We start from the raw sequence: 23,444 nt of genomic DNA, 5'->3' as shown, positions 1-23,444 counted from the left end.
TGAACAGGACTGAACAGGTCCTCAGAAGGAGCCGAGATGACCGACCAGGTCGAGGTGCAGCAGACCCGCGCGCTCTCCGTCGAGAGCAACGGGCTGAACGTGATCGCGGACGCGGACCGGAAGGGCCGCCCGAGCCAGTTGTTCTGGCCGTGGTTCGGGGCCAATGTCTCGGTGCTGGGGCTGAGCTACGGCGCGTTCGCGCTCGGGTTCGGGATCTCGTTCTGGCAGGCGGTGGTCGCGGGGCTGGTCGGGGTGGTGTTCTCGTTCCTGCTCTGCGGGCTGATCGCGCTGGCCGGGAAACGTGGTTCGGCGCCGACGATGGTGCTCGGCCGGGCCGCGTTCGGGGTCCGCGGCAACAAGCTTCCGTCGCTGGTCTCCTGGTTGCTGACGGTCGGCTGGGAGACGGTACTGACGATCCTCGCGACGCTGGCGACCGCGACCGTGTTCGACCGGCTCGGCTGGGGCGGCGGCGCGCTGACCAAGGTGATCGCGCTGGTCGTGGTCGGGTTGCTGACGGTGGCCTGCGGCGTGCTCGGGTTCGACCTGATCATGCGGGCGCAGACCGTGATCACGGTCGTGACCGGCGTACTGACCGTCGTCTACATGATCCTGGTCGCCGACCAGATCCACTGGAAGACGGTGTCGGCCGTTCCGAACGGGTCCACCCAGGCGGTGATCGGCGCGCTGGTGTTCCTGATGACGGGCTTCGGCCTCGGCTGGGTGAACGCGGCCGCGGACTACTCGCGATACCTCCCGCGCCGGGCGTCGAGCCGCGGCGTGGTCGGCTGGACGACGTTCGGCGGCTCGGTCGCTCCCGTCGTACTGCTGGTGTTCGGGCTGCTGCTCGCCGGGTCGTCGAAGGACCTGAGTACGGCGATCGGCGCGGACCCGATCGGTGCGCTGGCGGCGACGCTGCCGACCTGGTTCCTGGTGCCGTTCGTGATCGTGGCCGTCCTCGGCCTGGTCGGCGGGGCGGTGCTCGACATCTACTCGTCCGGCCTCGCGCTGCTGTCCCTCGGGCTGCCGGTGAAGCGGTACGTCGCGGCGTTCGTCGACGGCGTGGTGATGATCGCCGGGACGATCTACGTGGTGTTCTACGGCGGGAAGTTCCTCGGCCAGTTCCAGGGGTTCCTGATCACGCTCGGCGTACCGATCGCGGCCTGGTGCGGGATCATGCTCGCCGACATCGCGGGCCGCCGGCGCGACTACGCCGAGGACGACCTCTACCGGTCGACCGGGCGGTACGGCGACGTCCGGTGGCTGCCGGTCGCGACGATGATCGTTGCCACCGGCATCGGTTGGGGCCTGGTCACGAACACGTACGCGTCCTGGCTTTCCTGGCAGGGCTACCTGCTCGGGGCGTTCGGGCTCGGCGGCAAGCAGGGCGCATGGGCGTACGCGAACCTCGGCGTACTGGCGGCGCTCGTGGTCGGGTTCGTCGCGCAGTGGTTCGGCGGGCGGTCCGCCGTACGGCGTCAGGAGGCGTGACGACGTGCTGGCGCTGATCGATCTGCAGCGGATCTTCGCGGACCCTTCGTCGGGGTGGGCAACGCCGGACTTCCGGCGGGTGATCGAGCCGGTCCGCGAACTGGTCACGCTGTTCTCGCCGGACGTCGTGTTCACGCGGTTCGTCGCGCCGGAAAAGCCTGACGGGGCGTGGGTGGGGTACTACGAAGCGTTCCCGTTCGCGCTGCAGCCGGCCGACGCGGCGGACTACCAGTTGGTCGACGAGTTCAAGGGTGCTCCAACTCTGGACAAGACGACGTTCGGTGCCTGGGGCCCCGAACTGGCGGCCCGGGTCGACGGGCGGCTCGTGCTGGCCGGAGTGGCGACCGACTGCTGCGTGATCAGTACGGCGCTGGCCGCGGTCGACGCCGGCGTACAGGTCCAGGTGGTGGCGGAGGCGTGCGCCGGGTCCACCGCGGAGAACCACGCGAAGGCGATCGACCTGATGCGGCTGTACGCGCCGATGCTGGAGATCGTCACCGTGGAGCAGTTGCGATGATCCGGCTCAAGCACGAGCGGGTCGCCCGGGTGCTGGCGCGGGAGATCAGGTCCGGCGTCGTACAGGCGGGGACCCAGCTCCCGGGCGAGGTGGAGCTGGCGCGGCGTTTCGCGGTCAGCCGGAACACGGTCCGCGCCGCCCTCGCCGTACTGGCGGAGGACGAGCTGATCGCCACCCGCACCGGGAAGGGCTCGTACGTGCTGTTCGACGGGCGGCCGTTGGACGGGCGGCTCGGCTGGACCCACGCGCTGTCCGAACAGGGCGTCGAGACCCGGATGCGGACAGTACGGATCGAGCTCGCGAAGGACCCGGCACTCGCCGAACGCCTCGGGCTCGGCTCGTCGTCGTTCGTGGTGATCGAACGCGTCCGGCAGCTGACGGACGGTACGGCGATCTCGCTCGAGCGCAGCCAGGTCCCGGCGAACGACAAGCTCCACGACCTACCCGAGCGCGGGCTCGACAACGGCTCTATCAGCGTGACCCTGAACCGCGCCGGCCTCTACCTCGACCACTGCGAACAACGCCTCCGCGGCCGCGTCCTCACCCCGGTCGAAGCCGGCCATCTGGACCGCCCCGCCGACACCTGGTTCCTGCACACCACCCGCACCAGCTGGACCGCCACCGACGAGTTCGCCGAACACGCCGACGAACTCCTCGACCCCACCCACTACGAGCTCAACCTCACCTACAACAGCTGACCAGGTCGTGTCTGGCAACTCCGCGCCGTAGCGAGGAGGTGCCCGGTGCGGTAGCTCGGCGCGCGGGGGCGAAGGTCTCGATGCGGAGCATCGTGGCCTTTGCACCCGTGCGGCGAGGTGCCGTGCCGGGTGCCCCGCAGTAGGCGGGGAGTTGCCAGACACGACCTAAGGGGTAGTTGCCGCAGGCATAGGGAGTAGTGCTGATGTGGGGGGTCTCCTCAGAGACGGACTGTTTTCTCAGCAGCGAGAGCAGCCGGAGGAGATCATGTTCGTTTACTCGACCGCCGCGGTTCAGGCGGAGATGAAGTACCGCCAGGAGCGGATCCGCCGCGACTTCCAGCGCCCCATCTGGTTCCGCAAGCGCGCACCGCGGCCGCCCCAGCCCTGCGCGCCCGAGTTGCGGGCCCGGCCCGCGATGTGACCGCACGTTCACCGCCCTGGACCCTTTCCCCCGGCGCGGCCGGCTCCCCGAGAGCCGGCCGCGCCACCGTCTTTTCAGGGGTCCTAAGACCCCCTAAGAGCACCTAGGACTCCCACTACGGCGGGGATAGGGAGGAGTTCCGATGTGCGGGGTCACCTCAGACGAGCAGATTAAGGGTGTCGGCAAGGAGCCGGCACCACACAACGGAGGAACACATGTTCACCAACGCAAGCGTCAAGGCAGAGGTCGAGTACCGCAGGGAGCGCCTCAGCCGCGACTTCCGTCAGCACCGGAAGACCTCCGGGAGCCGGCGGACCATCAGCCACCTGTTCGGCCGGAAAGCCTGAAGGGAGGAAACACCATGATCTCAGTGCCACTGACCCCCGATTCGATGCGAGCGGAGGCGGCCTACCGCCTGGAGCGCGCCAAGCGTGACTACCGAGCGGCGAACCGCCGGGAGCGCACGGTGAAGGCTTCCGAGCCCAAGCCGCGGCCGGCCCTTCGTCCCCGTCCGGTCGCATGACCGCCGGGACCGCCGTCCCTGATCGAGAAACACCGATCAGGGACGGCGTTTCTGTACCTGCTCCCAGGCAACTTTCTGTATCGATTTCTGTGGCCGGGAGAACCCATGGAACGGGATGCCGTCGATTTGTGTCGGCGCCAGGGGCGAAGATGGACGACGTGCCCTGGAACTCGACACCCCTCGTCGGCCGCTCGTCCGAGATGGCCGCCCTGCTCAGCGCCGTGGACGACGCGAAAACGCGCCGCGCCGGTGCCGTGCTGCTGTCCGGCGACGCCGGCGTCGGCAAGACCCGGATGCTGGACGAGGTCGCGACCGGGGCACACGAGCGCGGCTTCGGCGTACTCGTCGGGCACTGCACCGACTTCGGCGACGCCGGCCTGCCGTACCAGCCGTTCTCGGAGATCTTCGGCCGGCTGGCCGGTGACCGCCCCGACCTGGTCGAGGGCGTGCTGACGAACTTCCCGGCGATCGGCCGGCTGCTGCCCGCGCACCGGCTGCTCGGCGCCCAGCCCGCGCCGCAGCAGGAGGGCCAGCTGGACCGGGCCGCGCTGTTCGACGCGGTCCTCGGCGCGTTCACCGCGCTGTCCACCAGCGAGCCGCTGCTGGTGATCATCGAGGACGCGCACTGGGCCGACGACTCGACCCGGGACCTGATCGGTTTCCTCATCACCCGGCTGACCTCGCAGCGGCTCGCCCTGGTGGTCTCGTACCGCAGCGACGACCTGCACCGCCGGCACCCGCTCCGCCGCCCGATCGCCGAGTGGTCCCGGAACCCGCGCGTACGCCGGGTCAACCTGCCGCCATTGGACGCCGACGAGGCCCGGACGCTGCTGCACTCGCTGCTGACCGATCCGCTGCCCGCCGAAGAGGAGCAGCGGATCTTGGAGCGTGCCGGCGGCAACGCGTTCTTCACCGAGGAGCTGGCCGCGGCCGCCTCGATGGGCGACAACGACGGCGTACCGCCGGATCTCGCCGACCTGCTGCTGGTCCGGCTCGACCCGCTGTCCGACAACGCCCGCCTGGTGGCCCGGGTGATCGCGGTCGCCGGGCGCCGTGTCCCGCACACGCTGCTCACCGCGGTCGCCAAGCTCCCGGACCGCGAGCTCGACGACGCCCTGCGGGAGCTGATCGACGCCCACATCATCGACGTACCGACCAGCGACCGGTACTACTTCCGGCACGCGCTGCTCGCCGAGGCCGTGTACGACGACCTGCTGCCGGGCGAGCGCGTCCGCGAGCACGCGGCGTACGTGCAGGCCCTGGAGAACCAGACCGTCGCGGGCACCGCCGCCGAGCTGGCCGGGCACGCCACCCGGTCGCACGACCTGGCGACGGCGTTCGAGGCGCGGGTCCGGGCCGGGCAGGAGGCGCTGTCGGTCGCGGCGCCGCAGGAGGCGCTGAAGCACTACGAGATGGCGCTTGAGCTGTTCCCGAACGCGGCTCCGACGACCACCGTCGACAAGACCTGGCTGATCGTCGACACCGCGACCGCCGCGACGCTGTCCTCGCAGCACCTGCGCGCGCTGAAGCTGCTCCGGAAGGCGCTGGCCGAGCTGCCGGAGGACGCACCGAAGCGGCAGCGCGCCGAGCTGCTGCTGCCGCTCGCCGACATCGCGCTGATCATCGACAACGACCAGGAGTCCAACGAGGCCGTCTCGCAGGCACTGAAGCTGGTCAACGACGAGCCGGCCAGCGTGTTCAAGGCGCAGGTCGCGTCGCTGTACGCACGGGTCTCGGACGCGCTCGGCCGCCCGATGGAGGCCGAGCGCTGGGCACACAAGGCGCTGGAGATCGCCCGCGAGGCCGGGCAGGAGTCCGCCGCCAGCGACGCCGGGATCACGCTCGCCCAGCTGCGCCGCCGGGCCGGCGACCCGGAGACGGCGGCCAAGCAGCTCGAAGAGGCCGCCGTACGGGCGCAGCTCACCGGCGATCCGGCCGCGGAGGTGCGGAGCCGGTTCCTGCTCGGGTCGACGCGGTACGAGCAGGGCGACCTGCTGAACGCCAAGTCGGCGCTGTCGTTCGCGACCAAGAGGGCCGGCGAGCTCGGGCGGCAGTGGGCGGCGTACGGATTCGACGCGCGGCGGATGCTAGCGCTGACCCAGTTCATGCTCGGCGAGTGGGACGACGCGTCGGCGACCGCGCGGACCGATGCGATGACGCCGGCGGCGGCCGGGGCGGCCCTGCGGGCGGTGGAGTTCTCGGTGCGTGGCGGGCGGGGGGACACCGCGGTCGCGGAGGAGTTCGAGATGTCCCGCAAGTGGTGGGACCTCGACATCATGCTGCCGATCATCGGGCTGCAGCCGGCCGTCGACGCGTACCGGGCGCTCGACAAGCCGGCCGCGGCGGAGAAGCTGATCGGGGACGTGACCACGCTGTGTGCGGACGTGTTCCAGACCGAGTGGTTCCTGGGGCGGATCCGGTTCGCGACGTTGGGGTTGCAGCTGCTGTGTCACCGGGCCGTGGGTGAGCCTTCGGCGGCGGCGGAGCTGGTTGCGCGCGGGGCGGAGCTGGTGGGGATGGGGCAGGCGACCGCTGAGAAGGGGTTGCCGCCGGGGCGGTTGATGGGGGTCGAGGGGCTCGCGTGGCTGGCGCGGCTGGAGTCGGAGTGGGATCGGCTGCGGTGGCTGGCCGGGGTCGACGCGCCGACGCCGGAGGAGCATGTGGCGGCGTGGCAGCGGACCACGGACGCGTTCGGGTACGGGTACGTGTTCGAGCAGGCATGGTCGCGGGTGCGGCTGTCGGCGGCGCTGCGGGCGGCCGGGCGGGTCGCGGAGGCGAACGAGCAGGCGGCGCTGGCGGCCGAGACCGGGCGCGAGCTGAGTGCGCGGCCGTTGGTGGAGGAGGCGGGTGGCGGGGACTCGCACGGCGCGAGTGCGCTGACGTCGCGGGAGACCGAAGTACTGCGCCTGCTCGCCGAGGGCCGGACGAACCGGCAGCTGGCGCGCGAGCTGTACATCAGCGAGAAGACGGTCAGCGTGCACGTCTCGAACATCCTCGCCAAGTTGGGCGTCCGCTCCCGCACCGAAGCCGCCGCCGTAGCCCGCCGCGACGGCCTCCTCGAAGAGAACTAGCTCGCACGGCGCTCCGCGCCGCGCGAGCGGGAGGGGAGGGGCGGGCGGAGCGGGAGCCCGCCGCTGGCGGGGATCGCCCGGCGGGGGGGGGTTACCTCGGCGGAGGTTCTCCGCGACGGCGGTTAGCTGTCGCCGGGGAGGTTCGCCGGGGGAACGTTCGCCGGGGGAAGGTTGCCTCGGCGGAGGCTCAGCTGTGGGTGGGGGTTAGCCGTGGCGGCGGTTGCGGGTGGGTTGGGGTTGGTGGCGGGCTCGGGCTCGGGCGAGTTCGTCGGGCGCGGGCTCTTGGGTCTCGGGGTGGCGTTCGGGTTCGGTGATGTGGTCGAAGACCTGGCGGGCGTGCCGCATTCGTGCCGCGGCCAGGAGCACCAGCCCGGCCGCAGCCAGGGTGATCACTACCCACAGTTGCCACGACATAGCCTCACCACCACGTACTCGCCCCGTTCCCCCGAGTAATCACCATAGCCCCGAACCCTGCGCTTGGCGACCACGTGTACGCATTCCGTTGAACAGAACGCTTGATTCTCACGCTGGTTGCCCAGCGCAAGCACAAACGGTGAGCAGGCAACCGAAACTGCAACAACTCTCAGTTACTCCGCGGCGTCAGCCGGCCGCCCCGGAACAGATACGCCGCGCGACCGTCCACCGGCTCCCGGAACGCCAGCACCGCGTGCACCCCGCCCTCCGGCTCGGCCGCGATCAGCCGGGTCGCGTCCAGCCCGACCAGCCGGGTCCGCCGCGACTCCGGCATCAGCGCCCGCGCCTCGTCGCTGACCGGCTCGTCGAGCACCCAGAACTCCCCGTCCTCGACGCTGACCGTCGACTGCTGCAGTACGCCGGTGTACCGCCCGGTCACCAGCTCCGCCGGCACCCGCACAGGCTCCTCCGGCGGCGTCGGCCGGACCGCCAGTTCGATCCCGGTCGTCTCGCGGAGCACGTGCCCGACGAGTTCGTCGTACAGCGCGCCCGTGTCCCCGCCGTTCGTGAGCAGCACGACCCCGACGCCGTGCTCCGGGGCGAGCCGGAAGAACGCCGACTGGCCGATCGTGCCGCCGTCGTGCCCGTACAGCCGGCCGCCGTCGAGGTCGAAGATCATCCAGCCGAGCCCCCAGTGGTTCGCGAACCCGCCGATCGCCGGTACGTCGATCTGCGGCTCCCACAACCGCTCGACCGTCTCCCGGTCAAGCAGCGTCGCGTCCAGGTACGCGCGCCCGAACGTCAGCAGGTCCCCCGCGCTCATCGCCAGCAGCGACCCGGCCGGCGCCATCGCGTGCACCAGGCTCCACATCGGCGCCGCCCGCAGCGGGTCCCCCGGCTGCGGCGCGATGTGCCCGAGCGCGGCCCGGTACAGCAGCGCCTCGTCCGGGAGCGTCGCGACGTGCTCCAGCTCCAGCGGTACGGCGATGTGCTCGCGGATCAGCTGGTGGTACGGCTTGCCCCGCAGTACCTCGGCGATCCGGCCGAGCACCACGAAGCCGGAGTTGTTGTACGAGAACCCGGCGCCCGGCGGGACCTCCTGCGGCAGCTCGGGCAGTACGTCGTGCACAAACAGCTCGACCGCGTCGTCCCCGCGGGACGTCGGCGTGAACGCGTCGCCGGAGAACCCGCTGGCATGCGTGAGCAGCTGCCGCGGGGTGATCGTCGCGGCCGCGGCCTCGTCGGAGAGCCGGAACTCGGGCAGGTACTCGCGGACCGGCCGGTCCAGGTCCAGCTTGCCGTCGGCAACCAGCTGCATGATCAGCGTGGTCGTCCAGAGCTTGGTGATCGACCCGATCTGGAAGACCGAGTCGGTGGTGGCCTCGACGCCGGTGTTCAGGTTCAGGATGCCCGCGGCCGCCGTACTCACCTCGCCGCCGGCCAGCACCGCGACCGAGGCCGCCGGCACGCCGTGCTTGGTGATCAGGTTCGTCAGGTTCTCGTCGAGCCAGCTCTGCACGGTTGTCGCTCCTCGGTAGGCGGGGCTTCAGAATATGCTCGGGCGGGTGATCGTGCTCTCCGCCGAAGATGTCCGCCGGGCCGTGCCGATGAGGGCGGCGATCGACGCCGTCCGGGACGGGTTCCGGGAGCTCGCGGCCGGGAACTTCGTGCTCCCGCCGCGGCAGATCTTCGGCGACGGCGCGGTGCTGGTGATGTCGGCGTACCATTCCCCGACCGGGACCGCGGTGGTGAAGAAGATCGGGATCGCGCTCGACCAGGTGCCGGCGATCCGCGCGACCGTGGTCTGGACGGGCGACGGCGAGCAGCTGGTCGCCGAGGGCAGCTCGATCACCACGCTCCGGACCGGCGCGGTGGTCGGCGTCGCGACCGACCTGCTCGCGGCCGCGGACGCGGCCCGGCTGACCGTGATCGGGACGGGCGCGCAGTCCGCTGACCAGGTCCGCGCGGTTCTCGCCGTACGTCCGATCACCGAGGTCACCGTGACCGGCCGCTCCGCCGACCGCGCCGCCGCGCTGGCTCAGACCCTGGCGGCGGAGTTCCCCGACGTCGGCTTCACCCCGACGACGGACCTCGACGCCTCGATCGCCACCCCGGACATCATCTGCTGCGCGACCTCCTCGAGCACCCCGCTCTTCACCGCGGACGCCCTCCCCGAGCGAGTCCACGTGAACGCGATCGGCGCCTTCCGCCCCACCATGCGCGAACTCCCCCGCGACCTCTTCACCAACAGCACGGTCGTCGTCGACCAACGCGAAGCCGCCCTCGAGGAATCCGGCGAAATCATCGACGCCGTCACCTCCGGCACCCTCACCGAACCCGACCTGATCGAACTCGGCCCAGCCCTCACCAACCCGCCCCACCCACACGGCCGCACCGTCTTCAAATCAGTAGGCGTCGGCTGCCAGGACTGGTCAATCGCCGCAGCACTCGCCCACGCTCAGACCAGCTGACGCAGATACCCCACCAAGTCCGCCTGCTGACCAACAATCCCCCGGCCTTCGCGGTAGGAGTAGACCTCGGGGGCTCGATCAGGCGTCGGTGCCGGCCAGGAAGCCGCCTGCTTCGCGGCCGAAGTGGGCGAGGAACCTCCGGAACGGTTCCGGTACGAAGGCGACCTGCTGGTCCTTCCGGATCTCCTCGATCTCGGACTCCGTACAGCCGGCGAACCTGAGAGACGCCGGCCGGTCACGGCGCTGCGGGTCGGCGTACTTGCGGTGGATGTCGGCGAAGACGGCGTCGAGGTCGGCACGTCAGGTCCAGCGGAGGACGCCCTTGCGGTAGGCGTAGAGGAGGCCTACTGCTACGAAGGCGAGGAAGACGAACATTTCGATCAGGGTGGCGAAGCCGAGGGTGTTGAAGATGGTGGCCCAGGGGAAGAGGTAGATCGCGTCGACGGCGAAGATCACGTACAGGTACGCGAACAGGTAGTACCGGATGTGGACCTGGGCCCAGCCCTCGCCGACCGGGTCGACGCCGGACTCGTACGTCTTCAGCTTGCCTTCGGTCGGATAGGTGACCGTCAGCGCCTTGTTCAGCGCGAACGCGCCGATCAGCCCGACCAGGCCGAGCGCGACTACCGCAGCGACGACGCCATAGCTGTCCGACACGGGCAAGAGTCTAGTTCGTGCAGAGCAGGAGTGAGTCGATCGAGACGTACGGGCCATAGCCGGAGCGGACGTCGGTGACCTGGAGGCGCAGGCGGGTGATGCCGGAGATGTCGTAGTTCAGCCAGGTCTCGGTCTCCTGCTGCATGCGGAGCGAGGTGACCGCCGTGGTCCCGTCGTGCAGTGACACCCGGACCAGGCCGTCGGTCAGGTTGCCGAGCCAGTTCCGCGAGTACCGGCAGCCGGTCGAGTCGACCTCGCCCCACACGTACCCGCCCTGGTCCGCCAGCAGGTCAGCCTCCGCCCGCCGCGGGCCTTCCTTCGGCGGTACGACGTTGAACTGCGGCTGCCCTGCCCCGCCGACCGCGAGCACGCCCTTCTTGAAGATCCCCCGCCACACGTAGTGCTTGAACGAGATCATCGGCGACAGCGCCGCGGCGTACGGCGCCTGTGCCCCGACGGCGAGCCGGTACGTGCGGATCGAGCCGGGCTGGACCGTGGCGATCGTCACGCTGCCGCCCGTCGAGTAGCCGTGCGCGATCTCCTGCCAGCGCTTCTGCGACGGGATCCACTGGTGCAGCGGGATCCGGGTCCCGTTCGCGGGCGCCGGAGACAGCGTGCCGACAACCGTGATCACGCCCTTCGTCGCGTCCGTCGTACGGATGCTGGAAATCGTCACGGTGCGCACCGGCGACGGGACCGCGGACGCGCTCGGGACCACGCTGCCGAGCAGCAGCACCATCAGCAGTCCGGCAAGCAGTCGCCGCATCGAACAACTCCCTGAAGTCGCAGTCGGTTGACGCCACCCTGCCGGTTCTCACTCCGGATCGCAACCGAACGTTCGCGGACGGTGAGACCGCCCTCTACCGGATCGGAGACGCTTCTAACACCCCGTCCCAGGCTGTGGACCACCGGGGCTTCCGCATGGTTCCGTTCTAAGGGCGAACTAATATTGGGGTTATCGCCCTGACGGGGGGATCGACGTGCCGCTCACAAGGCGCAGGCCGACCCAAGCTTCGACTTGGAGATGAACAGAACAGTGACCATCGAGGTCAAGCAGCTCGACCGCGTGGTGATCCGGTTCGCCGGCGACTCCGGTGACGGGATGCAGCTCACGGGGGACCGGTTCACAGCGGAAACGGCGTCGTTCGGCAATGACCTGTCGACGTTGCCCAACTTCCCGGCGGAGATCCGCGCACCAGCCGGAACCCTGCCCGGGGTCAGCTCCTTCCAGTTGCATTTCGCCGATCACGACATCCTCACGCCGGGCGACGCGCCCGACGTGCTGATCGCGATGAACCCGGCCGCCCTGAAGGCGAACCTGAAGGACGTGCCGCGGGGCGCGACGCTGATCGTCGACACCGCCGACTTCACCGCGCGGAACCTGAAGCGGATCGGGTACGACGAGAACCCGCTGGAGACCGGCGAGCTGGACGGCTACCACGTCGTACCGCTGAACCTGACCGGCATGACGGTGGAGTCGGTCAAGGAGTTCGGCCTGTCCCGCAAGGACGCGTCCCGGGCGAAGAACATGTACGCGCTCGGCCTGGTGTCCTGGCTGTTCCAGCGGCCCGTCGAGTCGACGATCACGTTCCTCGAGGCGAAGTTCGCGAAGAAGCCGGACATCCGGGACGCGAACATCGCCGCCTTCCGGGCCGGCTACAACTTCGGCGAGACCGCCGAGGAGTTCTCGGTCCGGTACGAGGTGAAGCCGGCCAAGATGGCGACCGGGACGTACCGGAACATCTCCGGCAACCTGGCGCTGGCGTACGGTCTGGTGGCCGGCGCGCAGCGAGCCGGCCTACCGCTGGTGCTCGGCGCGTACCCGATCACGCCGGCGTCCGACGTACTGCACGAGCTGTCCAAGCTCAAGCGGTTCAACGTCACCACGATCCAGGCCGAGGACGAGATCGCCGGTGTCGGCGCCGCCCTGGGCGCGTCGTTCGGCGGAGCGCTCGGCGTCACCACCTCGTCCGGCCCGGGCATCAGCCTGAAGTCCGAGACGATCGGCCTCGGCGTGATGCTCGAGCTGCCGCTGGTGGTCTGCGACATCCAGCGGGCCGGTCCGTCGACCGGGATGCCGACCAAGACCGAGCAGGCCGACCTGCTGCAGGTGATGTTCGGGCGGAACGGCGAGGCGCCGCTGCCGGTGCTGGCCGCGCAGTCCCCCGCGGACTGCTTCGCGATCGCGATCGAGGCGGCCCGGATCGCGGTCACCTACCGGACGCCGGTGATCGTGCTGTCCGACGGCTACCTGGCGAACGGGTCGGAGCCGTGGCAGATCCCGGTGATCGAGGACCTGCCGACGATCGACCCGAACTTCACCACCGCGCCGAACACGCCCGACGGCAAGTACCTGCCGTACGAGCGTGACCCGGAGACCCTGGCCCGCGCCTGGGCCGTCCCGGGTACGCCGGGCCTGGACCACCGGATCGGTGGTCTGGAGAAGGAGGACAAGACCGGGAACATCTCCTACGACCCGGCCAACCACGACCTGATGATCCGCACCCGGCAGGCCAAGGTGGACGCGGTCGCGCGGACGATCCCGCCGATCGAGGTCGACGACCCGGACGGTACGGCGAAGGTCCTGGTGCTCGGGTGGGGCTCGACGTACGGCCCGATCGGCGCCGGCGTCCGCCGGGTCCGTACGGTCGGCGGCAAGATCGCGCAGGCGCACCTGCGGCACCTGAACCCGTTCCCGTCGAACCTCGGCGACGTGCTGCGCTCGTACGAGAAGGTGCTCGTGCCGGAGATGAACCTCGGCCAGCTGGCGATGCTGCTGCGGTCGAAGTACCTGGTCGACGTCGTCTCGTACGCGCAGGTCCGCGGCATGCCGCTGGGCGCCGCGGAACTGGCCGAGGTGATCGGCAACCTGGTCGAGGAGACCGCGGGCATCGACGACGACGCCCGGCACCTCGGCACCGCGGCGGCCGCGCTGAAGCACGGCGAGGCCCTCGCGGACCAGAACGGCCACCTCAAGGAGGGAGCACGATGAGCGCCGTAGAGCTCGGCATGCCGAGCCTGCCCGACGGCCTGCGGAACGTCCCGCCCGCGACCGAGCCGCAGAACCGCAAGGAGTACGTGTCGGACCAGGAGGTCCGCTGGTGCCCCGGCTGCGGCGACTACGCCGTACTCGCGGCCTTCCAGGGCTTCCTGCCCGAGCTGGGGATCAAGCGCGAGAACGTCGCGATCGTGTCCGGCATCGGCTGCTCGTCCCGGTTCCCGTACTACCTGTCGACGTACGGCATGCACTCGATCCACGGCCGCGCGCCGGCGATCGCGACCGGTCTCGCGACCGCGCGGCCGGACCTGAGCGTCTGGGTGGTGACCGGTGACGGCGACGCGCTGTCGATCGGCGGCAACCACCTGATCCACACGCTCCGGCGGAACGTGAACCTGAAGATCCTGCTGTTCAACAACCGGATCTACGGGCTCACCAAGGGCCAGTACTCGCCGACGTCGGAGCCGGGCAAGGTGACGAAGTCGACGCCGATGGGCTCGGTGGACAACCCGTTCAACCCGGTCTCGCTGGCACTCGGCGCGGAAGCGACGTTCGTGGCCCGGACGATCGACTCCGACCGCAAGCACCTCACGTCGGTACTGCGGGCCGCGGCCGAGCACCGCGGTACGGCGTTCGTGGAGATCTACCAGAACTGCCCGATCTTCAACGACAACGCGTTCGAGGCGTTCAAGGACCCGGAGACCCGGGACGACGCGATCATCCCGCTCGTCCACGGCGAACCGATCCGCTTCGGCACGGACGGCCGGCTCGGCGTGGTCCGCGACGGGTTCGCCTCGCTGGCGGTCCGCGAGGTCGCGTCCCTGCCCGGCGGCGAGACCGACCTGGTGGTGCACGACGCCCACGTGGACGACCCGGCGTACGCCTTCGCTCTCTCCCGCCTCACCGACGGCGGCGTCCTGCACCGCGCTCCGGTCGGCGTCTTCCGCAACGTCGACCGCCCCGCGTACGACGACCAGGTCCGCCAGCAGATCATCACCGCCCAGGAAACCCAGGGCCCCGGCGACCTGCAGTCCCTGGTCACCGGCGCGGACACCTGGACGATCAACTAGTAGCACGACTGCTGGATCTGCGCGCGACGCGCAGATCCAGCAGCTACAGCAGGTCGAGCAGGCCGTGACCGGTCGACCGGTCGAGGTGCCGAGCGGTCATCCCGGCCGCGCGTGCCGCCAGCACATCGAGCTCCAGGTTGTCCCCGATCATCAGCGCATCGGCCGGCGCGACACCCAGCTCATCACAAACACGTTGGTAGGCCAACGGATCGGGCTTGCTGACTCCGAGTGATTCGGACGCGCACACCACGTCGACGTACTCGGCGAGCCCGATCGCCTCGAGTTTCGCGTTCTGCTGTGCGGTGTTCCCGTTGGTCAGCACCCCGACCCGCCACCCGTTGCCCCGGGCAACCTCCAACGCCGGCCGCGCGTCCGGGAACGCGACCCAGCTGCCGCGGTACTGCTTCAGATACCCCTCGAACACCACGTCCAGCTCGGCATCGGTCGACGGGACCTCCCGCCCCAGCACCGGCAGAAACTCCCGAAGCCGCGCCCGCCGCTGCCCCTGATGCGTGAGCTCACGCCGCAGATACGCGTCGTACACCCGGTCCTCGATCGCGAACCACCGCGAGATCAGCTCGTCGGTCGGCCGCACACCGAGCTCCCCGACCCACCCCCGAAGCGCCCGCTCAGCAGACCCACTGTGGTCGAACAACGTGTTGTCCAGATCGAAAACCACAGCCTTCATGTGCGCCATCCTCCCTTGGCGTACCGAAGAACGGGTAGTGGTGTGGTCAGCGCCACCACACGCAGCCTCGGCCAGCCTGCCGATGGCGCCGGAACACCCACCACTACCCGTTCATCGGTACAGTCACCACCGAGTCGCGGTTCAGTTCGCGGTGGTTGGCGTAGCCGGACAGGGCCAGGGTGAGGTCCAGTTCGGCGAGGAAGCAGCGGAGGACGTGCTCGACGCCGGCTTGGCCCGCGAGCGCGAGGCCGTAGAGAAGCGGGCGGCCGAGGAGGACGGCCTTCGCGCCGAGGGCCAGCGCCTTCGCCGCGTCGGAGCCCGTGCGGACGCCCGAGTCGAACAGGATCGTGAGCTGCTCGCCGACCGCGTCCGCGATCGCCGGCAGCGCGTCGAGGGCGGCGACCGCGCCGTCGACCTGGCGGCCGCCGTGGTTCGAGACGACGATGCCGTCGACGCCGTGCTCGGCCGCGAGCTTGGCGTCCTCGACGTGCGTGATGCCCTTCAGCACGATCGGCCCGTCCCAGTTGTCGCGCAGGAAGGACAGGTCGTCCCACGCCAGCCCGACGTTCGGGAACAGCTGCGCCCACTGCATCACCGCCGTCCCCGGGTCCTCCGCGACCGGCTTGGCCAGCTTCGCCTGGAACGCGGGGTCGCTGAAGTAGTTCGCCAGCCCCTCCCCCTTCAGGAACGGCAGGAACCCGCGATCCAGATCGGCCGGCCGCCAGCCGATCGTCCCGGTGTCGAGCGTGACCACGAGTACGGCGTACCCGGCGGCCTTCGCGCGCCGCAGGAAGCTGAGGCAGACGTCGCGGTCGGTCGGGTAGTACAGCTGGAACCACTTGTTCGCCGCCTCGATCTGCTCGATCGCGTGGCTGGCCTGGGTCGAGTGCGTGTACGTGAGCCCGAGCGCGTCCGCGGCCCGGGACGTCGCGAGCTCGCCGTCCGGGTGCGCGAGAGTCTGCACTCCGATCGGCGCGACCAGCACCGGCGCGGGCATCGACGTACCGAGGATCGTGCACGACAGGTCACGGTCCGTGCTGCCGCGAAGCATCCGCGGGGCCAGGCGCCAGCGGTCGAACGCCGCCTGGTTCGCGCGCGCCGTCGCGCCGCCGCCCGCGCTCGGCACGATGTACCCCATCGCCTCGACCGGCAGTTTCCCGGCCGCCTGCGACTCCAGCCGCGCCAGGTCCGTGGTGATCTCCGGCGTCACCCCCTGCAGCATCCCCTGCAGGTAGATCTGCAACTGGTAGTCCCCGAAGTTGCCCATGCCGGATGCTCCCACAACGGCATGACATCCGTCAGGCACCGGACCGGACCGGACGTCAGCCCCGGATCGGGACGGATCGCATCCGCTCCGGACGGCCGCAGCAACCAGAGTGATGACCATGACGAACACGAACGTGGTGACCGCTCCCCGACGTAGCGGCGTGAAGCGCGGCCTGCCGGCTCTCGGCCTGTTCTTCCTGTCCCCGATGGTCGCCGAGTTCCTGCTCGGGAACATCCCGATCAGCGGCCTCTTCGCCCTGTTCGTCCTCGCTCCGCTGTACGGCGGCGGCGCGGTCCTGATCCGCGAGGTCGCCCGCCGCCGCGGCTGGGGCTACCCGGCGATCCTGGTCCTGGCGCTCGCGTACGGCGTGATCGAGGAGGGCATCACCACCCAGTCGCTGTTCAACCCGAACTACGCCGGCCTCCGGCTCCTCGACCCGGGCCACATCTCGTTCCTCGGCATGGGCGCACCGTGGACCGTGATGGTCCTCGGCCTGCACACCCTGTGGAGCATCACGGTCCCGATCGTCGTGATGGAGTCGCTGTCCAGCCGCCCGCGCGAACCGTGGCTCGGCAAGCTCGGCCTCAGCGTGTACGGCGTACTCTTCGTCGTCGGCGTCGTTGCGACCACCGCGTTCGGCTACACCAAGGACGCGTTCCGCGCCTCAGCCGGGCAGAACATCGGCGTCGCGGTCGCGGTCGTCGTACTGATCGCCCTCGCGGTCCTGGTCGGCCGCCGCGCGCCCCGCCGTACCGCCGGGTCCGTCCCGGCCGCGTGGATCGTCGGCGTCGTCGGGCTCGTGGTCAGTAGCGGCTGGATGCTCGTGAACGACCAGATCAAGAACGGCTGGGTCTGCGCGGCGGTGTCGCTCGCGATCGACGTACTCGCGATCGTGCTGTTCGTCACCTGGTCCCGGCGGGCCGGCTGGACCAGGATGCACACGCTGGCCGCCGCGGGTGGCGCGATGCTCACCTACGCGTGGCACGCTTTCCCGGAGAGCCCGGTCTTCGGGACCTCGATGACCGTCGACCTGATCGGGAACGGCGTCTTCGCCGCGATTGCGGTGGTCCTGCTGATCTCTGCGACAATCAGGTGTGACAAGTTCGTTCGCTCCTGACAGCCGTACCGCGCGGCGCGTCAACCTGGCGTTGTTCGCGCTGGCGACCGGTGGTTTCGCGATCGGGACCACCGAGTTCGTCACGATGGGGCTGCTCCCGCAGATCGCGGACGGAGTACGGATCTCGATCCCGACCGCCGGCCATGTCGTCTCGGCGTACGCGCTGGGCGTCGTGGTCGGCGCTCCCGTGATCGCGGCACTCGGCGCGCGAACGGGACGAAAACGCTTGCTGCTCGGCCTGATGGCGGTGTTCGTGGTCGGCAACGTGCTCTCGTCGGTTGCCTCCAGCTACGAGTTCCTGCTGGCCGCGCGGTTCCTGTCCGGGCTGCCGCACGGCGCGTTCTTCGGGATCGGCGCGGTCGTCGGCTCCTCGATGGTGGCGCCCGAACGGCGGGCCCGGGCGGTGTCGATGACGATGGTGGGACTCCCGGTCGCGAACATCATCGGCGTACCGGTGACCACGCTGCTCGGGCAGCAGCTCGGCTGGCAGGTGCCGTTCCTCGCGGTCGGCGTACTCGGGCTGCTGACACTCGTCGCGGTCTGGTTCTGGGTGCCGCCGCAGCCGGTCGGGAGCGACGTGAACGTCCGCAGCGAGCTCAGCGCGCTGCGCCGGCCGCAGGTGTGGATGGCGCTGCTGGTCGGGATGGTCGGCTTCGGCGGGATGTTCGCGACGTACTCCTACATCACCCCGACGATGACGGAACTGGCCGGCTTCTCGGCGTCCGCGGTGACGATCGTGCTGGCCGTGTACGGCGTCGGCATGACGGTCGGCACGGTCCTCGGCGGGCGGCTGGCGGACCGGTCGCTGATGGGCAGCGTGTACGGCGGCCTGGTCGCGGTCGCCGTCGTACTGGGAACGTTCGGCTGGCTCGCGCAGACCCGGCCCGGCGCGCTGGTCGCGGTGTTCGCGATGGGCTGCTCCGCGAGCATCCTGGTGCCGGCGCTGCAGACCCGCCTGATGGACGTCGCCCACGAGGGCCAGTCGCTGGCGGCGTCGCTGAACCACTCCACGCTGAACGTCGCGAACGCGCTCGGGGCGTGGCTCGGCGGCGTCGTACTGGCCGCCGGCTACGGGTACGAATGGCCCAGCCGCCTCGGCGCGGGCCTCGCACTGGCCGGCCTGGTCCTGGCCGTCGTCTCGGGCCTGATGGAACGCCGAGGGTCGACTCAGGTACTTGCCTGAGGGTTTCCTGACCACGGACTTGGTTAGATCGGGGTATGGCGACCTTGACGTTGGGCGCGGCCGATCTGGTACGGCGGCGCGGGCTGCGGCGGATGCGCTCGGTGGCACTGGCCCTGCTGGTGCTGGCCGCGGCGATCTACCTGGCGACGCTGCACCGGACCGGCGGCTGGGCGTACCTGAACGCGGCGTCCGAGGCGGCGATGGTGGGTGCGCTGGCGGACTGGTTCGCGGTCACCGCGCTGTTCCGGCGTCCGCTCGGGCTGCCGATCCCGCACACGGCGATCGTGCCGACCCGCAAGGACAGCCTGGCGGAGAGCCTCGAGCAGTTCGTGACCGAGAACTTCCTGTCCGAGGAGGTCGTCGCGGAGAAGATGCGGACCGCCGAGATCAGCCGCCGGGTCGGCGAGTGGCTTGCCGACGGCAACCATGCCGAGCGGATCGTCGCGGAGGGTGCGCGGACGGTCGGCGCGGCGCTGCCGAAGCTCGGTGACGACGACGTCGCGGCGTTCGTCCGCGGGTCGCTGCTGCCGCGGTTCGTGCAGGAACCGCTCAGCCCGATCGCCGGGCATTTCGTGCAGTCGGTGGTCGAGGACGGGGCGCATCACGCGCTGTTCGACCTGCTGATGGTGGAGGCGTACGACTGGCTGGCCGACAACCGGGACCTGCTCGCCGACGTGGTCGGGCCGCGCGCGCCGCGGTGGTCGCCGCAGTGGGTGGACCGGCTGGTGGTGGACCGGATCCACCGCGAGGCGCTGGCGTGGCTGGCCGACGTACGCGACAACCAGAACCACCCCGCCCGCCGGGCGGTCGACCGGCTGCTCGGGCAACTGGCCGACGACCTGCAGCACGACCCGGCGACGATGGAACGCTTCGAGGCGTGGAAGGCGCGGATGCTCACGCACCCGGACATGGGCAACAGCCTGACCGCGGTGTGGGACGCGATGCGGACCGCGCTGATCGACTCGATCAACGACCCGAACAGCACGCTCCGCATCCGCGGCATCAAGGTCCTGCACGACCTCGGCGACCGCCTGCAGAACGACGAGACCCTCCGCACCAAGGTCGACACCCGCGCCGCCGAGGCCGTCGGGTACGTCGTCCGCACGTACGGAACGGAGATCGTCTCCGTCATCTCCGACACCATCGAACGCTGGGACGGCCGCGAGGCCGCGGCCCGCATCGAACTCCACGTAGGCCGCGACCTCCAGTTCATCCGCATCAACGGCACCGTCGTAGGAGCCCTCGTCGGCCTCCTCATCCACACCGTCAGCCAGCTGATCTAGATCCCGCAGTTCGGGGCGGACCAGGTGTTCGTCGTACGGATGTCGACATGCGTGTGGTCGTTGTGGTCGGGGTAGCCGGGGCCGAAGATTCCGCCGAAGCCGTGGCTGCGGGCTTCTTTGGCCATGGTGCAGAAGGAGTGGACGCCGGTGAGGTCCGCGGCGCGGCCGGTCAGGTGTTCGCTGTTGCTCGCGCCGCCGACGGAACGGTTGCACGGGATGCTCCGGAAACCGCTGGAAATGTTGAGCGGCTGGTCGCCCAGCGCGTGCCGGAGCGCCTCCAACTGCCACATCGTCCGCAGCGCGTTCGCCCTGGTCGCCGCCTCGGACAGCGTTCCGCCGTCGAACCCTGACCCGCCGCACCCGTCGTCGAGTTCGGCGTACGTGAAGTGGATCGGGGTGCAGTCGTCGTCCTGCAGCGCGTAGATCTTGCCGTACGTCGCCGGCCCGGCGATCCCGTCGGACACCAGCCCGTACGCCGACTGGAACCGCTGTACGGCGGCCTTCGTCGCGGGCCCGAACGAGCCGTCGATCGCGAGGTGAGCGCCGTACCCGGGCCAGCCGGCCACGCGGATCTGGAGCTGGCGCACGTCCTCGCCGGACGCACCCTGGCTGAGCGTGCGCCCCCACGTGTAGCAGCCGTCGGCGTGCGCGACCGTGGTGGCCAGGACCTGTGAGGTGGTGAGGGTCGCCGCGAACAGCAGCAGTACGGCGAGCAGCCGCGGCAAGGGTCGGGTGATGGACATCGGAACAACCTCCGGGGCGGTGAAGGGAACCTGTCCCGCACCAGCATCCCGGCACTTTCCGCCCTTTGGCCAGTAGTCGCGGAAACTTTCCGTCACCGGCTGTTCACCTTCGTGAGCCCCGGGCGCTGGATGATGGCGGCACTGTCCACCGACGACCGGCTGCGGGGTTGACGATGAAGGGCTTCACGCGCCCGAACCTGCTGGATGCGTTCACACGGATCTGCACCCTGGCCGACGGCCAGCACGGACTGTTCGCGATCGCCCAGCTCCGCGGCGAGGTGACCGACCAGGTCCTCGCCCAGCTGCAGGACGCCGGAATCGTGGAGCCCGTCGTCGACGGCGTACTCCGGGTCCGCGCCGGCGCCACGCATCCGCACCAGACGGTCTACGCGACCTGGCTGCTCGCCGAGGCCGCGCCCGCCTGGGAGCGATCGCTGACCACACTGGTCGTCTCGCACCAGACGGCGGCCCAGCTGTACGGCGCCGGCACCGCGAGCGGCTCCCGCATCGAGTTCTCGGGCCGCGCCAGGAACACGTTGCCGGACACCGTGACGGTGTTTCCGCGGTCGGTTCCGGAAGAGCAGTGCAACGTGGTGGAAGGCCTCCCGGTGACCGGCCCGGCCCGGACTCTCGCGGACCTCGCCGACGGACAAGGGTTCGACCTGTCCGACCTCGGCCGGCTGGCCCGCTCGTTCATCAGCCAGGGCTGGACGACCGCCGAACAGCTCGGCCCGGAGCTGACGGAGCAGTTCGCCGACCGCGATCCGGCGTACGACGGCCCGGCCTGGCTCGAGTCCGCGCTCGCCGCGGCCGGGAGGGGCTGACGTGTACACCGGCCACCTCGACCTGAAGGCCTTCCGCGGCTCCTACCCGACGTGGTCCCGGCTGACGGCGCGGCTACGGGAGATCGGTACCCCGCGGTTCACCGCCGACCGCGGCATCCGCCAGCTCGCCGGCGCCGACTTCCTCAGCCAGCTGAACCACGGCACCGACGCGTACGAGAAGACCGGCTCGGACGCCCTTCCCGGCTACGCCGAGGCCTGGTCCGGTACGCCGGGATCCGGCATCGACCCGGTGTACGAGATGGCGCGCACGGCCAACGACCTCGACATCTACAACGGCGCGCTCGGCGACCTGACCGACGAGCAGTACCTGGACCGGATCCGCGCGGACATCCTCGCGGTCGCGCCGGCGCGGCAGAACCCGGTCGACGGCGCTCCCGGTCTCGGCGGGCTGGTGCGGTACACGACGCGGAACGTCCAGATCGCCGGGACCGGGCATGCCGTCTTCACGATCGACGTACAGCCGGTCGACGACAGCCGCGGACCGCTCGGGGTGCGGGCCGACGGGGACCTGTTCTCGATCGAGGTCGACGTGAAGATGCCGACGATGATCCAGCGGTCGAGCGCGTCCGAACGTGCCCGGCGGTCGATCGTCGGCGCACAGCTCGACGGTCTGCGGCCGATCACGCCGCTGATGCGGCCGGTGGCGGACCTGGCCGCGGACAAGATGGCCGCGCTCGCTCTGCAGCCGGGGGTCGGGGACGGCATCGCCGCGCCGCGGTTCAAGGACATCGCGGACCTGTACTACATCGCGCGGACCTGCCCGGTGGAAGGCGACGCGCTCCGGAAGGCGTTGTCGGAGAACTGGCACTGGAAGGAAGCGGGGCTCAGCGGGCCGCCGCGTCCGTACCGCTTCTACGGGCAGCCGCCGGCTCCTTCGCACGAGACCGAAATCCTGTGGGAACACGGCTTCGCGCAGCTTCGCGAACGGATCCCGCAGCTGCGGGAGTACCCGGAGTTCGCGCAGATCGTGGAGACCATCGACACGTTCCTGGACGGGGCCGCGGATCCGTCGAACGGGAAGTGGGACCCGGTGCGCGGGCAGTGGCAGCAGAACGCGCGCGGCGAGGTCGCGTCGGCGCTGGGCCATGCGCTCGCGCCCGTTCGTACGGCGGAGCGCGCGGAGCAGCCGATGGTGCCGATGCAGAAGCATCTGATCGTCTTCGATGTGGATCAGACGATCAGCAAGTACGACACACTGCACACGCTGGCCGACCGCGCGGGCCGGCTGGCGGAGGTCGACGCCTGCCGGCACCCGGACTACGAGACGTCGATCCGGGCGAAGGTCGCGCAACTGCGCGGGGTGGACGCGGCGCTGGTCCGGGAGGTCGCGGACACGATCGTGCTGAACGAGGGCGTCGAGGAGCTGATCCGCGATCTGCAGGCGGCCGGGCACGAGGTCGCGATCGCCAGCGGCGGGTTCGACGCGATCGTCGGACCGTTGGCCGACCGGCTGGGCGTCGAGCGGTACGCGGCGGGCCATCTGGAGATCGTGGACGGGGTACTGACCGGCGAGGTGAGCAACCTGGTCGACGCGGACGGGAAGGTCGAGTTCACCGACCGGATCGGACACGAACTCGGGATCCCGCGCGAACGCCGCCTCGGCGTCGGCGACGGGTCCAACGACGTGCCGCTGCTGTCCAACGTCGGCACCGGCGTCGCCTACGAACCCGGCGCGGCCGCGGCCGCCGTCGCCCACACGATCGTCCACGGCGACATGAACCAGATCAAACGAATCCTCCACCTCCCGGCCCCCGACCGCCCCACCACGACCGCCCCCCGCCCGTCCCCGGCCGGCTTCCCCGCCGCCCCGACCCCGGCCCGCCTCACCACCCCACCCCGCCGCCAAGCCACCGCCCGCACCACCTGACCCGCCGGCGGCCTCCCCCGGCGTGCCCGTCTCGTGCGCCGGGTGAGGTTGGTTTTTGGTGGCGGGGCAACCATTTGGTGGGCGTGGGCGGTCGTGTGGGGTGTGAGTATCGATGCGGGGGTG

Annotated in this window: 21 protein-coding genes; 14 read left to right on the top strand and 7 right to left on the bottom strand. The window is 70.4% G+C overall.

Annotation, left to right across the window (positions count from 1 at the left end; genetic code table 11):
• Positions 1-36 precede the first annotated feature (36 nt).
• From ACQHIV_RS34995 to ACQHIV_RS34970, 6 genes are all read left to right on the top strand, one after another.
• A complete protein-coding gene (locus ACQHIV_RS34995; RefSeq protein ID WP_427888558.1) occupies positions 37-1,488 on the top strand; it encodes a purine-cytosine permease family protein in 1,452 nt (483 codons plus the stop codon).
• 4 nt (positions 1,489-1,492) lie between these two features.
• Positions 1,493-2,005 (top strand): cysteine hydrolase family protein, encoded by a 513-nt coding sequence (locus ACQHIV_RS34990; RefSeq protein ID WP_427888557.1) that lies wholly within the window; start codon positions 1,493-1,495, stop codon positions 2,003-2,005.
• Positions 2,002-2,703, top strand: a complete 702-nt coding sequence (locus ACQHIV_RS34985; RefSeq protein WP_427888555.1) for a GntR family transcriptional regulator — start codon at positions 2,002-2,004, stop codon at positions 2,701-2,703. Before ACQHIV_RS34990 ends, ACQHIV_RS34985 begins: the two co-directional genes overlap by 4 nt.
• A 265-nt stretch (positions 2,704-2,968) precedes the next feature.
• Positions 2,969-3,124, top strand: a complete 156-nt coding sequence (locus tag ACQHIV_RS34980) for a hypothetical protein (protein WP_427888553.1) — start codon at positions 2,969-2,971, stop codon at positions 3,122-3,124.
• A gap of 215 nt (positions 3,125-3,339) precedes the next feature.
• Complete coding sequence (locus ACQHIV_RS34975; RefSeq protein WP_427888551.1) at positions 3,340-3,471, top strand: hypothetical protein; 132 nt, start codon at positions 3,340-3,342, stop codon at positions 3,469-3,471.
• Between the two features lie 325 nt (positions 3,472-3,796).
• On the top strand, positions 3,797-6,718 hold the full coding sequence (locus tag ACQHIV_RS34970; RefSeq protein ID WP_427888549.1) for a helix-turn-helix transcriptional regulator: 2,922 nt from the start codon (positions 3,797-3,799) through the stop codon (positions 6,716-6,718).
• A 204-nt stretch (positions 6,719-6,922) separates the two neighbouring features.
• Here ACQHIV_RS34970 and ACQHIV_RS34965 read toward each other — a convergent pair whose 3' ends face one another.
• Together ACQHIV_RS34965 and ACQHIV_RS34960 are read right to left on the bottom strand one after the other, a co-directional pair.
• A complete protein-coding gene (locus tag ACQHIV_RS34965) occupies positions 6,923-7,132 on the bottom strand; it encodes a hypothetical protein (protein ID WP_427888547.1) in 210 nt (69 codons plus the stop codon).
• 169 nt (positions 7,133-7,301) lie between these two features.
• Positions 7,302-8,651 (bottom strand): serine hydrolase domain-containing protein, encoded by a 1,350-nt coding sequence (locus tag ACQHIV_RS34960; protein ID WP_427888546.1) that lies wholly within the window; start codon positions 8,649-8,651, stop codon positions 7,302-7,304.
• Positions 8,652-8,697: 46 nt separating this feature from the next.
• Here ACQHIV_RS34960 and ACQHIV_RS34955 point away from each other — a divergent pair, with 46 nt between their 5' ends.
• A complete protein-coding gene (locus ACQHIV_RS34955; protein ID WP_427888544.1) occupies positions 8,698-9,603 on the top strand; it encodes an ornithine cyclodeaminase family protein in 906 nt (301 codons plus the stop codon).
• Between the two features lie 300 nt (positions 9,604-9,903).
• Here ACQHIV_RS34955 and ACQHIV_RS34950 read toward each other — a convergent pair whose 3' ends face one another.
• Positions 9,904-10,260 carry an NADH-quinone oxidoreductase subunit A gene (locus tag ACQHIV_RS34950; protein WP_141855095.1) on the bottom strand — a complete coding sequence of 119 codons (357 nt, stop codon included), beginning with the start codon at positions 10,258-10,260 and terminating at the stop codon, positions 9,904-9,906.
• A 10-nt stretch (positions 10,261-10,270) separates the two neighbouring features.
• Complete coding sequence (locus ACQHIV_RS34945) at positions 10,271-11,026, bottom strand: hypothetical protein (RefSeq protein WP_427888542.1); 756 nt, start codon at positions 11,024-11,026, stop codon at positions 10,271-10,273.
• A 258-nt stretch (positions 11,027-11,284) separates the two neighbouring features.
• On the opposite strand from ACQHIV_RS34945, the gene ACQHIV_RS34940 reads away from it, so the two are divergent.
• Both ACQHIV_RS34940 and ACQHIV_RS34935 read left to right on the top strand, forming a co-directional pair.
• Entirely contained in the window at positions 11,285-13,252 is a 1,968-nt protein-coding gene (locus ACQHIV_RS34940) for a 2-oxoacid:acceptor oxidoreductase subunit alpha (protein WP_427888540.1), read from the top strand.
• Positions 13,249-14,328, top strand: coding sequence for a 2-oxoacid:ferredoxin oxidoreductase subunit beta (locus tag ACQHIV_RS34935; RefSeq protein ID WP_427888539.1), 1,080 nt, complete (start codon positions 13,249-13,251; stop codon positions 14,326-14,328). Before ACQHIV_RS34940 ends, ACQHIV_RS34935 begins: the two co-directional genes overlap by 4 nt.
• 43 nt (positions 14,329-14,371) lie before the next feature.
• Here the strand turns inward: ACQHIV_RS34935 and ACQHIV_RS34930 are convergent, their stop codons facing one another.
• Positions 14,372-15,016 (bottom strand): HAD family hydrolase, encoded by a 645-nt coding sequence (locus ACQHIV_RS34930; protein WP_427888537.1) that lies wholly within the window; start codon positions 15,014-15,016, stop codon positions 14,372-14,374.
• Positions 15,017-15,119: 103 nt separating this feature from the next.
• Positions 15,120-16,283: an alpha-hydroxy-acid oxidizing protein gene (locus tag ACQHIV_RS34925; protein WP_427888535.1), complete on the bottom strand. Its 1,164-nt coding sequence runs from the start codon at positions 16,281-16,283 to the stop codon at positions 15,120-15,122.
• A gap of 118 nt (positions 16,284-16,401) precedes the next feature.
• On the opposite strand from ACQHIV_RS34925, the gene ACQHIV_RS34920 reads away from it, so the two are divergent.
• The 3 genes from ACQHIV_RS34920 to ACQHIV_RS34910 are packed head-to-tail and all read left to right on the top strand — an operon-like array spanning position 16,402 to position 19,866.
• Positions 16,402-17,400: a hypothetical protein gene (locus ACQHIV_RS34920; protein ID WP_427888533.1), complete on the top strand. Its 999-nt coding sequence runs from the start codon at positions 16,402-16,404 to the stop codon at positions 17,398-17,400.
• Positions 17,378-18,583, top strand: a complete 1,206-nt coding sequence (locus ACQHIV_RS34915) for an MFS transporter (protein WP_427888531.1) — start codon at positions 17,378-17,380, stop codon at positions 18,581-18,583. Before ACQHIV_RS34920 ends, ACQHIV_RS34915 begins: the two co-directional genes overlap by 23 nt.
• Before the next feature lie 35 nt (positions 18,584-18,618).
• Complete coding sequence (locus ACQHIV_RS34910) at positions 18,619-19,866, top strand: DUF445 domain-containing protein (protein WP_427888530.1); 1,248 nt, start codon at positions 18,619-18,621, stop codon at positions 19,864-19,866.
• Here ACQHIV_RS34910 and ACQHIV_RS34905 read toward each other — a convergent pair.
• Positions 19,863-20,609: a D-Ala-D-Ala carboxypeptidase family metallohydrolase gene (locus ACQHIV_RS34905; RefSeq protein ID WP_427888528.1), complete on the bottom strand. Its 747-nt coding sequence runs from the start codon at positions 20,607-20,609 to the stop codon at positions 19,863-19,865. The two genes, ACQHIV_RS34910 and ACQHIV_RS34905, sit on opposite strands and share 4 nt — an antisense overlap.
• A 173-nt stretch (positions 20,610-20,782) precedes the next feature.
• Here ACQHIV_RS34905 and ACQHIV_RS34900 point away from each other — a divergent pair, with 173 nt between their 5' ends.
• Entirely contained in the window at positions 20,783-21,433 is a 651-nt protein-coding gene (locus tag ACQHIV_RS34900; RefSeq protein WP_427888526.1) for a hypothetical protein, read from the top strand.
• Between the two features lies 1 nt (position 21,434).
• Positions 21,435-23,321 carry an HAD family hydrolase gene (locus tag ACQHIV_RS34895; RefSeq protein WP_427888524.1) on the top strand — a complete coding sequence of 629 codons (1,887 nt, stop codon included), beginning with the start codon at positions 21,435-21,437 and terminating at the stop codon, positions 23,319-23,321.
• The last annotated feature ends 123 nt before the right edge of the window (positions 23,322-23,444 follow it).

The sequence above is a fragment of the Kribbella polygonati genome, from assembly GCF_050320105.1.
Taxonomy (GTDB): Bacteria; Actinomycetota; Actinomycetes; order Propionibacteriales; family Kribbellaceae; genus Kribbella.
The sequence above is the reverse complement of the archived record's forward strand: the minus strand, read 5'-3'. Positions and strand labels throughout refer to the sequence as shown.

Excerpts from the sequence above, each read along its gene's own strand:
- ACQHIV_RS34995 (WP_427888558.1), top strand. The coding sequence starts at position 37 with ATGACCGACCAGGTCGAGGTGCAGCAGACCCGCGCGCTCTCCGTCGAG.
- ACQHIV_RS34985 (WP_427888555.1), top strand. The coding sequence starts at position 2,002 with ATGATCCGGCTCAAGCACGAGCGGGTCGCCCGGGTGCTGGCGCGGGAG.
- ACQHIV_RS34980 (WP_427888553.1), top strand. The coding sequence starts at position 2,969 with ATGTTCGTTTACTCGACCGCCGCGGTTCAGGCGGAGATGAAGTACCGC.
- ACQHIV_RS34975 (WP_427888551.1), top strand. The coding sequence starts at position 3,340 with ATGTTCACCAACGCAAGCGTCAAGGCAGAGGTCGAGTACCGCAGGGAG.
- ACQHIV_RS34970 (WP_427888549.1), top strand. The coding sequence starts at position 3,797 with ATGGACGACGTGCCCTGGAACTCGACACCCCTCGTCGGCCGCTCGTCC.
- ACQHIV_RS34965 (WP_427888547.1), bottom strand. The coding sequence starts at position 7,132 with ATGTCGTGGCAACTGTGGGTAGTGATCACCCTGGCTGCGGCCGGGCTG.
- ACQHIV_RS34945 (WP_427888542.1), bottom strand. The coding sequence starts at position 11,026 with ATGCGGCGACTGCTTGCCGGACTGCTGATGGTGCTGCTGCTCGGCAGC.
- ACQHIV_RS34940 (WP_427888540.1), top strand. The coding sequence starts at position 11,285 with ATGAACAGAACAGTGACCATCGAGGTCAAGCAGCTCGACCGCGTGGTG.
- ACQHIV_RS34935 (WP_427888539.1), top strand. The coding sequence starts at position 13,249 with ATGAGCGCCGTAGAGCTCGGCATGCCGAGCCTGCCCGACGGCCTGCGG.
- ACQHIV_RS34930 (WP_427888537.1), bottom strand. The coding sequence starts at position 15,016 with ATGAAGGCTGTGGTTTTCGATCTGGACAACACGTTGTTCGACCACAGT.
- ACQHIV_RS34925 (WP_427888535.1), bottom strand. The coding sequence starts at position 16,283 with ATGGGCAACTTCGGGGACTACCAGTTGCAGATCTACCTGCAGGGGATG.
- ACQHIV_RS34920 (WP_427888533.1), top strand. The coding sequence starts at position 16,402 with ATGACGAACACGAACGTGGTGACCGCTCCCCGACGTAGCGGCGTGAAG.
- ACQHIV_RS34910 (WP_427888530.1), top strand. The coding sequence starts at position 18,619 with ATGGCGACCTTGACGTTGGGCGCGGCCGATCTGGTACGGCGGCGCGGG.
- ACQHIV_RS34905 (WP_427888528.1), bottom strand. The coding sequence starts at position 20,609 with ATGTCCATCACCCGACCCTTGCCGCGGCTGCTCGCCGTACTGCTGCTG.
- ACQHIV_RS34900 (WP_427888526.1), top strand. The coding sequence starts at position 20,783 with ATGAAGGGCTTCACGCGCCCGAACCTGCTGGATGCGTTCACACGGATC.